Origin of the sequence: Streptomyces sp. NPDC018026 (assembly GCF_044327745.1) — a bacterium.
Lineage (GTDB): Bacteria > Actinomycetota > Actinomycetes > Streptomycetales > Streptomycetaceae > Streptomyces > Streptomyces rubrogriseus.
This window is the reverse complement of sequence record NZ_JBIRFY010000029.1, coordinates 20322-33620: the sequence shown is the minus strand read 5'-3', so window position 1 is coordinate 33620 and position 13299 is coordinate 20322. Positions and strand designations below refer to the sequence as shown.

At 68.7% G+C, this 13299-nt stretch carries 11 protein-coding genes; 4 read left to right on the top strand and 7 right to left on the bottom strand.

Going from position 1 to position 13299, the window contains the following annotated elements:
• Nucleotides 1–122 precede the first annotated feature (122 nt).
• The 7 genes from ACH4D3_RS40545 to ACH4D3_RS40515 all read right to left on the bottom strand — a co-directional run bounded on the left by ACH4D3_RS40545 (nt 123) and on the right by ACH4D3_RS40515 (nt 6188).
• On the bottom strand, nt 123–389 hold the full coding sequence (locus tag ACH4D3_RS40545; protein WP_398332786.1) for a hypothetical protein: 267 nt from the start codon (nt 387–389) through the stop codon (nt 123–125).
• A gap of 439 nt (nt 390–828) precedes the next feature.
• On the bottom strand, nt 829–2295 hold the full coding sequence (locus tag ACH4D3_RS40540; protein WP_398332785.1) for an amidohydrolase family protein: 1467 nt from the start codon (nt 2293–2295) through the stop codon (nt 829–831).
• A gap of 56 nt (nt 2296–2351) precedes the next feature.
• Nucleotides 2352–2714: a hypothetical protein gene (locus ACH4D3_RS40535; RefSeq protein WP_398332784.1), complete on the bottom strand. Its 363-nt coding sequence runs from the start codon at nt 2712–2714 to the stop codon at nt 2352–2354.
• Nucleotides 2711–3610 carry an extradiol ring-cleavage dioxygenase gene (locus tag ACH4D3_RS40530; RefSeq protein WP_398332783.1) on the bottom strand — a complete coding sequence of 300 codons (900 nt, stop codon included), beginning with the start codon at nt 3608–3610 and terminating at the stop codon, nt 2711–2713. Before ACH4D3_RS40530 ends, ACH4D3_RS40535 begins: the two co-directional genes overlap by 4 nt.
• Nucleotides 3611–3680: 70 nt before the next feature.
• Nucleotides 3681–4193 (bottom strand): DoxX family protein, encoded by a 513-nt coding sequence (locus tag ACH4D3_RS40525; RefSeq protein ID WP_398332782.1) that lies wholly within the window; start codon nt 4191–4193, stop codon nt 3681–3683.
• Nucleotides 4186–5013: a citryl-CoA lyase gene (locus ACH4D3_RS40520; protein WP_398332781.1), complete on the bottom strand. Its 828-nt coding sequence runs from the start codon at nt 5011–5013 to the stop codon at nt 4186–4188. The genes ACH4D3_RS40525 and ACH4D3_RS40520 overlap by 8 nt, the downstream gene beginning before the upstream one ends.
• Nucleotides 5010–6188 carry a CaiB/BaiF CoA transferase family protein gene (locus ACH4D3_RS40515; RefSeq protein ID WP_398332780.1) on the bottom strand — a complete coding sequence of 393 codons (1179 nt, stop codon included), beginning with the start codon at nt 6186–6188 and terminating at the stop codon, nt 5010–5012. The genes ACH4D3_RS40520 and ACH4D3_RS40515 overlap by 4 nt, the downstream gene beginning before the upstream one ends.
• A 238-nt stretch (nt 6189–6426) precedes the next feature.
• Between ACH4D3_RS40515 and ACH4D3_RS40510 the strand changes: the two genes are divergently transcribed.
• The 4 genes from ACH4D3_RS40510 (at nt 6427) to ACH4D3_RS40495 (ending at nt 13154) form a co-directional block, all read left to right on the top strand.
• Nucleotides 6427–7227, top strand: a complete 801-nt coding sequence (locus ACH4D3_RS40510) for an IclR family transcriptional regulator C-terminal domain-containing protein (RefSeq protein ID WP_398332779.1) — start codon at nt 6427–6429, stop codon at nt 7225–7227.
• Between the two features lie 1116 nt (nt 7228–8343).
• Entirely contained in the window at nt 8344–9639 is a 1296-nt protein-coding gene (locus tag ACH4D3_RS40505; protein WP_398332778.1) for an ABC transporter substrate-binding protein, read from the top strand.
• A gap of 6 nt (nt 9640–9645) precedes the next feature.
• The gene (locus ACH4D3_RS40500; RefSeq protein WP_398332777.1) at nt 9646–12459 is read left to right on the top strand and encodes an ATP-binding cassette domain-containing protein; all 2814 of its coding nucleotides are present in this window, start codon (nt 9646–9648) and stop codon (nt 12457–12459) included.
• Nucleotides 12456–13154 (top strand): ABC transporter ATP-binding protein, encoded by a 699-nt coding sequence (locus tag ACH4D3_RS40495; protein ID WP_398332776.1) that lies wholly within the window; start codon nt 12456–12458, stop codon nt 13152–13154. The genes ACH4D3_RS40500 and ACH4D3_RS40495 overlap by 4 nt, the downstream gene beginning before the upstream one ends.
• Nucleotides 13155–13299 lie beyond the last annotated feature (145 nt).

Genomic DNA, 13299 nt, shown 5'->3' with positions numbered 1-13299 from the left:
TCGGCCGTCCGGATAGGGTCGGCCCCGGCAATCCCGATGACACTGCCTCAGCGAGACTGAACGTTCTGTACGCTAAGACTGGCAAGAACGGGGCCACTTGTCAAGACCGAACGTTCTACCCGCTACCATGGCACTATGGTGCGCAGCGAATCCGCAAGCCGGCCGTCCGCGACAGAGATCGATCGCGCCGCGCGCAGCCAATGGCGATCCTGCGGTCCGAAGCGGCTGAGCAGGCCCAGGTCGGCCCGCACAGCGCGGGAACCGAGGCCGATCAGGACGGGGACCGGGAAAGTGACTCCGCTCCACTGGTGCACGGCGATCACATCGACGTCGTAGCCGCGTTCTTCGCAGTAGCCCGGCCGACATGCGCGCGACCAGGGCGTCTGCACGCCGCACCCGTTCCAGCGTGCGGCCCACGCCCATCTTGGCGTGCCCGCGGTGGCGTTCTCCGCCTCCAACGGCGTGGGCGGCTCGGAGGGTGCCTCTGCCCGGCGTTCCCGGGGCCGGCACGTCCCAGCCGCCCGGACGTGGACCTTCACATATGATTCGGGCATGTGCTCGTAGAGGCCGGGTCCGCGAGCGATGTGCATCAGCCGGTCCTGGCGACCGAGGGCGGGGCATGGCAGCGGCGTCTGTCCGCTTGTGCAGACCGGGGCGGCGGAAGATCTCGATGGTGTGCTGATTCAGGCCGATGGCCCTGGGGCGGATCGAGGTGCCCCGGGGCGTTCGAACAGCACGTTTGGCACGCGGAGGTCGCTGAGCGGCAGGGACGTCGTGAGGCCGACGGGGCCACCGCCGACGATGACAAGGTTCATGGAGTGCCCCTTCTCAGCCTTGGTGCGTGGAGGGGTCGGCGAACTCGGTGTAGGTGTACGGGTTGTCGAGCACCTTCGACTCCGGGATCTGCGGGCTCATGCCACGGGCCCACTCCTCCGCACCGAGCTCCGCGCGGAGGAACTCGACGGTCTGTCCCACCACCCGGCGGGCCTTGGCCAGGTCGGTGCTGACGAGGCGGTGGTTGTACTTCACAGGGCGGCCGTTGACCAGGACGGTGTGGATGTCGCCTCGCTGTGCCTGGAACACGACATGGCCGTAGGGGTTGAGGATCGGGAACATCGCCGGTGACTCGTCGTTCTTGAGCAGGACGACGTCGGCACGCTTGCCGGGCTCGATGCTGCCCACCAGGTGGTCCATCCCCAGGGCTCGGGCGCCACCACGGGTCGCCCACTCCACGACCTCTCGGGCACGCAGTGATACGTGGGTGACGGTGTCGCCGGAGGTGTGAGCCTCGTGGTGCTCGCGTGCCCGGTCGGACGAGAGTGTCGAGCGCATCGCGACGAACGCGTCGGCGCTCCACCACATGCTGGTGTCGACCGAGAGCGAAATCGGGATGGAGTGGCGGCGCAGCGCCCAACTCGAAGGATAGCCCTGGCCGCAGCTGGCCTCGCTCTCGGCAGACACCGACGCGGAGCCGCCGGTGGCGGCGATGCGCTGGTACGAGTCCTCACTCAGCGTCGCCGCATGGACGTAGACGTTCTCGGGTGTCATGAAGCCGTGCTCGTGCATGAGCCGGATGCCGTTGTCGTTCGTGGCGCCCCAGACACCGGCGTGCGTGGTGACGGGCACGTCCAGCTCGCGTGCGGCTTCGAAGGCCGGCTTCTCGGGGAAGGACGGGTCGCCCGTGACATCGAACGCGACCTGGAAGCCGAGCATCTCCGAGCGAGGCATCCTCCGCTCCGCGAAGCTCCGGAATTCGGGTGAGTTGGTCCACTCCCAGGGGCCGGTGTGGATGTTGCCGTAGGCGAACACGAAGCGACCGGGCACCTCCTCAAGGGCGTCGACAGCGGCTTCGGCGTGGTCGACCGTGGCGAGACCGTGCGACCAGTCGACGGTGGTGGTGACCCCGGCGTCGATCGCCTCGATCGCGCTGAGAAGGTTTCCGGCGTACACGTCCTGAGGACGGAATCGCTTGCCGTGCTCGAGGTAGTTCCAGACGAAGTACTGCGTGAGGGTCCAGTCGGCTCCGTACCCCCGCATGGCGGTCTGCCACATGTGACGGTGGGTGTCGACCATGCCCGGCATGAGGATGCCGCCGCCGGCGTCGATCTCGACCGAGCCCTCGGGTGTCTCCAGGTTCGGGCCCACAGCCTCGATCGTGTCGCCGACGACGAGAACGTCCCCGTCGGTCAGGATCGTACGCCGGTCGTCCATCGTCAGGACGTGGCCGTGCCGGAAGACAATCGCCGGGGCTGCGCCGACGTCGCTCGCTGCGGGTGTGTCAGGTGTGGATGCCATGGGGTTCTCTTTCGCGGTTACGTGAACGTTGGAGCCGGCGGGGCGCTGGGTGGGTGTCAGGTGCTGATGTCCGGGTAGGGCAGTGCGATGTGGTCGAGGCTGAGGGCATAGTCGAGTTGCATACCGAGGGGCTCGTCGAAGTCGCGCTCGAACATGGCGATCCACAGGGTGAGCGTGAGGAACGGGTGCGCGCCCAATTCGAAGAGGGCCACGTGGTCGTGAGTGGCCAGCGCCCGGCGCTCCTCGTCGGTGAAGGAGAGCCAGGTGGTGTCCTCGGCGGCCACGGCGTTGAGGATGCGGTTGGCCCGCTCCTGCAGCCACCAGGCGACTGTCCCCTCGGGGTCCTCGCGGTATCGCTCGGTGAGCCCGTACTCGCGGTCCACGGTGTAGAGGAATTTATTGACCAGGTACTTGCTCATGCGTGGGACTCCTGCCGGTCGGCGGCAATCTCGCTGTCGAGGAGCCCGGGGTCCGGATACCAGGTGAAGTACGCCTCCATCGTGTGGAAGAGGCTGAGATGGTCGGCGTAGTCGGCCGGCCGGTTGCCCGCGACCCCCATCATCAGCATGACGTCCATGAATCCGTGGGTTGCGTTGCCCGGGGCGTGGAGACTGTCGAGGGTGACGTTGGCCAGGCAGCCGTCGATGTCACCCTTGGTGATCCACTCGACGGCCCGGGCGTCGAACTCCGGGTCGGGCCCGGTGGGGCCGAACTGGCGTGGACCGCCGAGTTCGAGCGAGAGATGACCGGTACCGATGACGGCGACGCGGAGGTGGCTGGGCCAGGCGTCGATGATCGCGCGGATGGTTCCGCCGAGTTGGACGAACCGCTCGGGCCGGGGCAGCGGCGGCGCAAAGATGTTGGTGTAGATGGGGACGATCGGCAGGTCCGCCTCGGGCCGGACGGTAATGATCGGGCAGGTGATGGAGTGGTCGATCCTCAGCTCGTTGGAGAACGCCAGATCGAAGCCGTGGTCCAGGCCTTCGCGCAGCATGTACGCCGAGAGCGCCTCGTCGCCTTTGAGTAGCATCTTCGGCAGCCCGAACTCGCGCTGCTCGTTCTCCCAATTGGCGTCGTAGTACGGCGCCTTGCCGACCAGGAACTGCGGCATGTTGTCGAGCCAGAGCTGATGGAAGTGGTCGGAACCGACCATCACGAGCACGTCGGGGCGTGACCTGGTCAGTGTCTCCCGGTACGCCTCGACCTTGCGGATCCACTCGGCCGCGAATGGCGGTGCCTGGTCCGGGGGGAGCTTGCTGGTTCGGTAGTAGAAGGGATGGTGCGTGGTCGCGAGGATCGCGACGAGCCGGGCCATCGTCGGCCTTCCCCTTTCTTCGGAGAATCTTCTTCGGATCTCTCTTGGAATAGCTCTTTGGGCGGCTGCTTCAGGAAGCGGGCCGGGCGCGCAACGCACTGCGGCGGCACAGCAACGGGGGCACGGCGGCGAGCGCTCCGACCGCGATGGCGACGGGTGCACCCCAGCTGCCACCGTCCGGCAGTCCGGCGGCGTGGTCGAGCGAGAAGTGACCGGGGCCGGTGACGGCGAGACAGACCGCGAGGCCGGCGTACACCACGGGGATCTCACAGCCGCCCAGGTGGGCCCAGAGTCCGTTCACGGTGTTGGACGCCGCGGCTACGAGCATGGTGCCGGTCACGACCGCACTCCCGACACGGGTCAGCAGTCCGGTGCCCAGCAGCAGCGCGCCCAGGAGTTCGCAGCACACGGCAAGCAGGACGAGTGGGCGACCGGGGCGAAAGCCCCAGCTCTCGAACACCTCGGCGGTCTTCGCCGGGCCCATGCCGCGGAACCAGCCGTGGCTCTTTTGGAGGCCGTGGCCGGCGAGGAGCGTGGCGAGGCCGAGCCGGAGGAGGAGCAGGCCCAGGTCCGTCTCAGTCATTGTCGTTCGCCACCAGGGTCTTCGGGTCCACGAACTCGGCGTGGTGCTCCAGCAGGAGATAGGTGTCCATCGCGACCGGCATCCGCTCTTCCTCGGCGAGCTGGCCGAGAAGCCCGACGGCGCGGGCGATCAGCGCGAAGCCCCGCAGGAGCTTCACCGGCAGTCCCAGGTCGGCGAGCCCGGCGCCCACGACACCGGCGCCGTTGAGTACGAGAGTGCGGCCGAGGTACTCCGGGTGCACTCGCCCGATCGCTTCGAACAGTGCCAGGTGCGGGCCGTAGCAGTGTTCCTCGGTCGCGATCCTGACCAGGGCGGGTGTGCGCGGGTCGAGCCGTTTGTGTACCGGGTGGCCCAGCCCGGGAATGATGCGGTTGTGCGCTCGTGTCTCGCGGACGGCGTCTCGGGCGACCTCGTCCCACTCGCCGGGAGTCTGGGGGGTGATATCGAGCCCTTCGACGACTGCGTGCAGGAACTGTCCGGAGTCTTCAGTGACACCGAGGAAGCGGGAGCCGCCGCCCAGCAGCCCGGCGGCCATGGCGCCTTGAACGGAATCGGGGGCGGAAAGGTAGGTCAGGCGTGCCGCGATCGCAGTCGGGGTGAAGCCGTGGTCGGCCAGAGCGAGGAGGCAGGCGTCGAGCATGCGTACCTGGCCGGATGTCGGAGTGCACAGCGTGACCATGCGGTAGGCCAGCTCGGTCAGGCTGACGGAGCCCATCAGGTCGTTCGCGAGGTCCTCGCCGAGCAGTGTGATCGTCGAGGCCGTGGACATACCGAGCGAGGTGGGGAAGCGGGGCTCGGGTCCGCCGGCGCGGGTACTCATCGGGTTTCTCCCAGCCAGGCGCGGACCTCGGCCTTGATCTCGTCGCTCTGCTCGCCGATGGCCGGGGGCGCCAGGTCGTAGCGATGCCCGGAGCGGGAGAACCGGATGGGGTTGCGCACCAGCGGTACGGGGCCCGAGCCCTCGGCGCCGGCGGTCCCCACGTCTACCAGTGGTTCGAGGCCGAGGCCGGTCGCGAACTCGACCCCCTCGGCTATGGAGTTGATCGGTCCCGCGGGGACTCCGGCCGCGACGAGGGTGTCGAACCACTCCGCCTTGGTGCGCTGGGCGAGCTGCTTCTCAAGGAGCGGGCGAAGCGTCTCGCGGTTCGCCGTGCGGTCGCCGACGGTGCGAAAGCGGGGGTCCTTGGCGAGTGCGGGCACGCCCAGCGCCGTGCACAGCGCACCGAACTGCCGGTCGTTGCCGGCGATGACGATGATGTCGCCGTCGGCGGTGGGCAGCGGTTCGTAGGGGAACAGGCTCGGGTGGCTGTTGCCCATCCGGTGAGGGACAACGCCGCCCGCGGCGTAGGCGCCGGTCTGGTTGACCAGTCCGGACAACGCGGAGGAGAGCAGGTTGACCTCGACGTGCTGACCGCGCCCGGAGCGCTCCCGCTCGCGCAGCGCGGCGAGGACGCCGATGAGGGCGTGCATGCCGGTCATGACGTCGAAGACCGAGATGCCGGCGCGATACGGCGGCCCGTCGGATGCCCCGGTCAGGCTCATCAGCCCGGACATCGCCTGGACGAGCAGGTCGTAACCGGGCAGGTGCGCGCCGCCACCGGCGCCGAAACCGCTGATCGAGGCATATACGACGGCCGTGTTGTCGACTGCGACGCTGTCGTAGTCGAGGGTGTACTTCGCCAGTCCCCCTGGCCGGAAGTTCTCGATCATCACGTCGGCGCGCCGTGCGATGGCGTGGGCGAGTCGGAGATCGTCTTCGTCTTTGAGGTCCAGTGTGACCGAGCGCTTGTTGCGGTTGATGGACAGGTAGTACGTCGAGACGCCGTCCCGGGTCGGTGGCACCCAGGTTCGGGTGTCGTCGCCGTCGGGCGCCTCGACCTTGATGACGTCCGCTCCGAGATCGGCCATCAGCATTGTCGCGTAGGGCCCGGCCAGGATGCGGGAGAAGTCGGCGACCAGGAGGCCGCTCAGCGGGCCGGATGGGGCGTGGGTCATGTCGGATAGGTCCTGTCCGTATGCCGGTCAAGTGTCCGTACAGCGCCCTATGTGATCCTGCTTGCAACTCTCGTCAAGAGATCCGACCCGGCCGATCGTGCGAGGGGAGGGCCTTTCGGTGGGCATACGCGGGACGTTCACGGGACCGCGGTCACCGAGGGTGCGACCCGCGACGAGGTAGCCGGTCGGCGCCGTAGAGTGGCGGCTAGAAGCTGGCCGGGCTACGAGGAGGCAGTTGTTGAAGGAACGGGGGCGCGGTCCCGACTTCATCGAAGCGCTGGCGCGCGGGCTGAGCGTGATCAAGGCGTTCGACGCCTCGGCGCCGGTGATGTCGATGTCGGAGCTGGCCGAGTCCACCGGTCTGGCCCGGCCCACCGTCCGCCGGATCCTGCTCACCCTTGAGGAGCTGGGCTACATCCGCTCTCGTGGGCAGGGCTTCTCCCTGACGCCCCGCGTGGTCGAGCTCGGCATGGCCTACGTGCACTCCATGGGGCTGTGGGAGATCGCCAGATCCCACATGGAGGGATTGGTCGCGAAGACGGGAGAGTCGTCGTCGATCGCACAGCTCGACGGGTCCGACATCATGTACCTGTCCCGGGTGGCCGTTCCCAAGATCGTGGCGCTCCGCGTCGTCATCGGAACCCGGTTCCCGGCCGCGGCAACCTCGTTGGGGAAGGTCCTCCTCGCACACCTCCCGCCCGCCGAAGTGAAGTCGCTGCTCGCCGAGCCTTCTCGCGCCGGTGTCGTGCCGCGGCGAACCCCGCCATTGCGGGATCTTCTGACCGAACTGGAGCAGATCCGGGCCCAGGGCTGGGCCATCACGGACCAGGACCTGGCGCCCGGCATCCAGTCCGTCGCCGCGCCCCTGTGCGACGCGAGCGGGACCGTCATCGCCGCGCTGAACGTCAACGCGCACGCCGCCGAGACCTCGCTCGACGTCCTGAGGGACCGCCACCTGCCGCACCTGCTTGCGACCGCCGAGGCGATCAGCGCCGACTTCGCGGTGCGCGGGGCGGTCCCGGAGTCGGACATCGCCTGAGGCCTTGGAGAGTCGCTGCCCCGGGCTCCTTGAGGCGGCACGGGCCCCCATCGAGGCGAGCGGGCGGAGGAGCCCGGCGACGCCGTCCTCGTCGAGGGCTCGATTCGGAAGGTCCAGCGAAACGCCGCTGCCACCGGTCGCCCAGCCGACGTCCGGAAGCTCCTGGGCGCAGACGAGGTCATCGTAATCGCCTCGGCCGCAGACGTACTGGATCGGCCGCAGGGCGGTATCGGTCAATCGAACATCGGCCGCGTCCAGATCGGAGGAAGGCCGCGCCGGTCGCTCGCTCCGGGCCGCGGACGCGCGGTGGACTCGGCCGTGGGTGACCGGGCCGTGTCCGCAACCCGGGGTACGACCAGCTCCTCAGGCCGGCGAAGCCCGTCTGGGGACGCCGTCGGCCGTGGCCGGCCGACGGCACACGCTCTTCGGACCCAACCGCCACCGACGCCCGCGGCAGGGGGCGTTGGAACGACGGAACGTCAAGGCGAGACCCCCGGCGGCGCCTGCTCGCCCGGTTGGCCGAGGCCGGTCGGAAGGTGAGCGCCTGGGCAGCCCGCGCCCGTTCCCCAGCACACTCCACTTGAGCGTCGGGTGGCCGCTGCCGCCCGTCGTCTCTCGTCGTCAGGGGGCGGACAGCGGGCGGACCGCACCCGGTTCCAGAAGCCTCGGCGAGGACTCGGGTCCGTAGGCCGATCCCGGTCGTCTCCGCGTGACGCCCGACAACATCGAGGCCGACACGGGGTGCGGCAACGGCCGGTGCCGCGAGCGTCTGCGGCACCGGGGAATCTTGCGCACGAGCCCGGAGATCCCTCCGTCAGGTCACGCTGACGAAACGTGTGATCGCCCGGACGGCTTCCAGCCAGCAGCGGTCGTGGTGACCGTGGACCGTCCCTGATCCGCCGTGGCTCATCACACGAGGATCGTGTGCCGACGTCCCCCAGCTTCGAGATGTCGAGCCGAGATGGAACAGATCGTGACATCTGTCGAAAGACCTGCAACGTTCCGTCCCTCTAGGGTGACGGACCAATGCCGGCAGAGCTTCGCCAAGCACACCGTCGTGGCCGACACACACCTTTCGCACGAGGCTCACCCCCTCGATCCCCGCCCCTCCACGTCGTGCCCCGAACACGCCTTCATCCGAAGAACCCCCCGGCGACACGCGCCGGCCATCACTCGGGAGCGCTCATGCGAACAACCACCATCACTCGCGGATCCCGGCTCACGGCCATCGCGATTGCCGGACTCCTCGCCCTGACGGGGTGCGGGGACAAAGAGACGCCTGCCGCCGCGAGCGGCTCGGACGGGGGGAAGCCCGTGACCGGGACTCCTATCCTCGTCGGATTCATCAACACCGGGGAGGGCAGCCTGTCCTTCCCGGAGGTCGCGGACGCGGCGAACGCGGCGAGTTCCTACGTCAACACCCATGACGGCGTGAACGGCAGACCGATCAAGCTCATCACCTGTTCGACCACGGGTGCCCCGGAGAGCGCCGGCAAATGCGCCAACGACCTCATCGACAAGAAGGCCGCCGTCGCCGTGCTCGGCGTCGAACTCGGAGCCGACGCCCTCGTGAAGCCGCTCAAGGAGGCCGGCATCCCGATCTTCGGGGTCTCGTCGTCCGGCACGGTGCTGGCCAAGGACCCCTACGTGACCTTCACGACCCCTCCGGCGTCCCTGACCTGGAACGGTTTCTGGAAGGTCATGAAGGAAGCGGGAGCGCGAAGGCCGATCATGATCGGTGCCGACGGGGGCCCCACGTACAAGGAGACCGTGGTCAACACCGTGATACCGAGCGCCAAGGCCGCCGGTCTCGACCTCGGCTACACGCTCTACAACCCCGCCTCCCCCGACTTCGCCGCCGCCATCACCGCGGCGAAGCAGAAGGGCGCCGATGCGATCTACTTCGCCGGGGCAGAGAGCGACTGCACCAACGGCGTCAAGACCGCCCGGCAGCTCGGCTGGGACAAGGCCATTTTCGCAGGCAGTTGCACGGAATTCATCAAAACGCTCGGCTCGCAGGCGGAGGGCGTGTACACACAGCAATACCTCCTGCCCGCCAACTCCCGAGCCACGGCGCCCAAGGCCAAGCAGGCCCAGATTGACCTCTACGTCCAGCAGATGACCTCGGCCGGCGCCCAGGACAAGATCGACTCGTTCGCGACCTACGGGTTCGCCGACATCATGACCCTGACTGAAGTCCTCAAGACCATCAAGGGCGACATCACCGCGGCCACGGCAAGGAGCGCGCTCGCGTCCTACAAGGGCGACGTTTTCCTCGGCGCCCCCGTTGACTGCTCTGCGCGTCCGCTGCCGAAGGACAGCTGCGGGAGTTCGATCGCCTCTCTCCAGGTCGTTTCGGACGGTAAGCAGGAAGTACTCACCGGCGACTTCATCGACATCACCAAGGACTGACCGGCGATGGAACAGTATCTGCTCTTCGCCCTGCTCGGGATGGGCGCCGGTGCGGTGTTCGCCGGCCTCGGCATGGGCCTCGTCACGGTCTACAAGGGCTCCGGCGTGGTGAACTTCGCCCAGGCGAGCATGGGCCTGTGGGGTGCCTTCGTCTTCGACGAGCTCCGCAAGACGGGAGACCTGGTACTGCCCGTGCTGGGAATCCCCGGGCGCGTCCACCTGGGCACCAGCACACCCCTGCCCATGGCGATAGCCGTGGGGCTGCTGTCCAGCGCAGTCCTCGGCGGGCTCGTCCACGTCCTCGTGTTCAGGCCTCTGCGGAACGCCCCGGCGCTGTCGAAGATCATGGCCTCGATCGGGATCCTGACTCTGCTGCAGAGCCTGCTCGTGAGACGGTTCAGCGCCGCCTCCCGGGTGGTCGACCCGGTGCTCGGGTCGGACAGCCTCACGCTCGGCGGCGTGGACGTGCCGCAGGACCGCCTGTGGCTGCTGGGGATCACGGTGGTGGTCGCCGGCGCGCTCATGGCCTACTACCGCTGGTCGATGACCGGTCTCGCGACCCGGGCCGGGGTGGAGGACGAGGTCGCACTCACGCTCGCACGCTGGTCCCCGAACCGCCTCGCGGCCTTCAACTGGGCGTTGGGGACCGCCGTGACATCGCTCTTCCTGCTCCTCGCGAGCCCGATCACCGGCCTCAACCCAGCGAGTATCGGGACACTGGTCGTACCCGGCCTCGCGGCCCTGCTGGTCGCGCGGCTCTCCTCCGTCGCGGCCGCTGCGATGGCGGGGCTCGGCCTGGGCGTGCTGCAGAGTGAACTGTCGTTCGTACAACTGCAGTCGTGGTGGCCCAGCAGCCTCCCCGGCGGTACGACCGACGCGGTCCCGTTCGTCGTGATCGTCGTCGCGCTCGTGCTGCTCGGCAACAAGCTTCCTCGGCGCGGTGAGCTGGTACTCTCCCGCCTGCCGGCGGTGGTCCGGCGGCCGTTGCGGCTGAAGTGGGTGCTGCTCGGCACGGCAGTCGTCGCGATGCTGGCGCCATTGCTCGGGCAGTCCCAGCGCAACGGCCTGATATCCAGCATGGTCTTCGCCGTCATCGCCCTCAGCTACGTCGTCCTGGTCGGCCTCATCGGCCAGGTCTCCCTGGGGCAGGCGGCGATCGCCGGAGTAGCCGCGTTCACGCTGGCCCGCGCCACGGACGGGCTGCCTTTCCCGGTCAGTGTGCTGCTGTCGGCGCTCGCCGCAACCGTAGCGGGCGTGGTGATGGGCGTACCGGCGCTGCGCATCCGTGGTGCCCAGCTCGCCGTTGTCACCCTCGCCGGTGCGGTGGCCGTGGAAGCGCTGTTCCTCCGGCAGATCTCCGCCGGCGGCTCCGAGCTGGCGGACCCGACGCTGTTCGGCCTGGACCTGGCCGCTCAGCGGCACAGCGAACTGGCCCGGCTCCCCTTCACCTATGCCGTGCTCGCCGCGCTCGTGCTGTGCTGTCTGCTTGTCTCCCGTGTCCTGAACGGCACCACGGGACGCCGCTTCCTGGCCGTGCGTTCCAATGAGCGGGCCGCCGCAGCGGTGGGCATCGACGTCGCCCGGACGAAGCTCATCGCCTTCGCCCTGTCCAGTTTCATCGCCGGCGTCGGCGGGGCGCTGCTCGCGTACGCGCGCGGCAGCGTTTCCATCGAGAGCTTCAACTATCTGGCCGGCATCAGCTTCCTCATCTTTGCCTTCATCGGTGGCATCACCAGCGTGGGCGGGGCGCTGCTCGCGGGCCTGATCGGGCCGTTCGGCCTGTGGTACGTCCTGTTGGACGGCCTGGTGCCGCTGGGCTCTTCCTACGAGATCATCGGCGGCCTCGGCATGATCAGTACCGCGATCGTGGCTCCCGAGGGAGCCGCCCGTTTCTATGGCAAGGCGGTGCGCAACCTGCTCGCTCGCCGTACTGGACCGGAGCGCCAGGGCGAAGAGATGCCCACCTCTGCGTACCCGCGCCCGGCAGTCGTGCCCGCGTCGGACGCGCCCGCGGCCACGCCGAAGGCTCCCGCGCGCAACACCGCACATCCGGCCCTTGAGGTCGAGCGCGTCAGCGTGAGGTACGGCGGGGTGCGCGCCATACAGGACGTGTCGTTGGTCGTCCGAGCGGGCGAGATGCACGGCCTCATCGGCCCCAACGGCGCCGGCAAGACGAGCACGCTGGACGCCGTCGCGGGCTTTTGTGCGAGCGAGGGCGTTGTCCGGGTGTGCGGGACCGACGTCAGCCGGTTGTCTCCACACCGTCGATTCGGCGCGGGGTTGGCCCGAACCTGGCAGGCGACGGAGCTGTTCCTCGATCTGACCGTACGGGACAACCTGCTCGTGGCAACCGAGCCGGGGAGCCCCGGCGACCTCCTCAACGACGTCGTGGGCCGCGTGAGGGTCACCAAGGGGGACGCGACGCTCGCCCTTCGGCTGCTGGGCATCGAGCACCTCGCCGACAGGCATCCGGCACAGCTGAGCACCGGGCAGCAGAAACTCGTCGGAGTCGCCAGGGCTCTCGCGGCACGGCCCGCCGTGCTGCTGTGCGACGAGCCCGCCGCGGGCCTGGACAGCGCCGAGAGCCGTGAGCTGGGCCGGCATCTGCGTACTGTCGCGGACACGGGCGTCGCCGTGGTGCTGATCGAGCACGACCTGTCCCTCGTCCTGCAGACGTGCGACCAGGTCACGGTGCTCGATGTCGGTCACGTCATCGCACAGGGACCGCCAGAGGCAGTTCGTCATGACCCCACCGTGATGACCGCGTACGTGGGTGACGCGCGCCCCCTCAATGCCGTCTCGAAGGAAGTGCAGTCGTGAGCCTTCTGCTCCTGCAAGAACTCACCGCCGGCCGCAACGGCGTGCCCGTGGTGCGCGAGCTCGGCCTCGAAGTCCACCCTGGCGAAATCGTCGCTCTGCTCGGCCCCAACGGCGCCGGGAAGACCACAGTGCTGGAGACCGTCGGCGGAGTGCTGCAACCGCTGGGCGGCTCGGTCCGAGTCGGCGGCGAACAGGTGCGAGGAGTCCAGCGCGCCGCAGCACTCGGGGTGAGCTATGTGCGTGAGGGCAGGGGTCTGTTCACACAGCTCACGGTCCGGGAGAACCTGCGACTGCGCACCCGCAGCCGTCGTTCCGCACGGAGGCTTCTGCCCCGCTACCCGATTCTCGAAGCCATCGCGGACCGGCGCGTCGGGTTGCTCTCGGGCGGTGAACAGCAACTGCTCGCCGTCGCCTGCGCCCTCTCCGTCGAGCCCCGGATCCTGCTCATCGACGAGATGACGATGGGCTTGGCCCCGGTCGCCATGAAGCAACTTCTGGCGCTGGTCCGTGAAGCGGCCGACCGGGGTGTCGCCGTCCTGTTCGTCGAGCAGCATGTGCAGGACGCGTTGCAGCTCGCCGATCGCGCCTGCGTCCTGAGACACGGCGAGCTGGTCGCGCAAGGCACCACCGAAGAGCTCACCGGGCAACTGGAAGCTCTGCACGACAGCTATTTCGACATGAGCCTGCCGCACTAGCCGGGCCATGTTCTGCGGATCACGCCGGACAGGCGGGGGCTGCGCGACTCCGCCGGCCAGGCCCTGGGTGTGCTGTGCGAGTAGGCCGTACGGCCAAGGCCTGAGGGCGTTCACGTGTCCTGACGCGCGCCGAGCCGGCCCGCGT

Coding starts and splice junctions, on each gene's coding strand:
- ACH4D3_RS40540 (WP_398332785.1), bottom strand. CDS start 2,295: ATGGCATCCACACCTGACACACCCGCAGCGAGCGACGTCGGCGCAGCC.
- ACH4D3_RS40535 (WP_398332784.1), bottom strand. CDS start 2,714: ATGAGCAAGTACCTGGTCAATAAATTCCTCTACACCGTGGACCGCGAG.
- ACH4D3_RS40530 (WP_398332783.1), bottom strand. CDS start 3,610: ATGGCCCGGCTCGTCGCGATCCTCGCGACCACGCACCATCCCTTCTAC.
- ACH4D3_RS40525 (WP_398332782.1), bottom strand. CDS start 4,193: ATGACTGAGACGGACCTGGGCCTGCTCCTCCTCCGGCTCGGCCTCGCC.
- ACH4D3_RS40520 (WP_398332781.1), bottom strand. CDS start 5,013: ATGAGTACCCGCGCCGGCGGACCCGAGCCCCGCTTCCCCACCTCGCTC.
- ACH4D3_RS40515 (WP_398332780.1), bottom strand. CDS start 6,188: ATGACCCACGCCCCATCCGGCCCGCTGAGCGGCCTCCTGGTCGCCGAC.
- ACH4D3_RS40500 (WP_398332777.1), top strand. CDS start 9,646: ATGGAACAGTATCTGCTCTTCGCCCTGCTCGGGATGGGCGCCGGTGCG.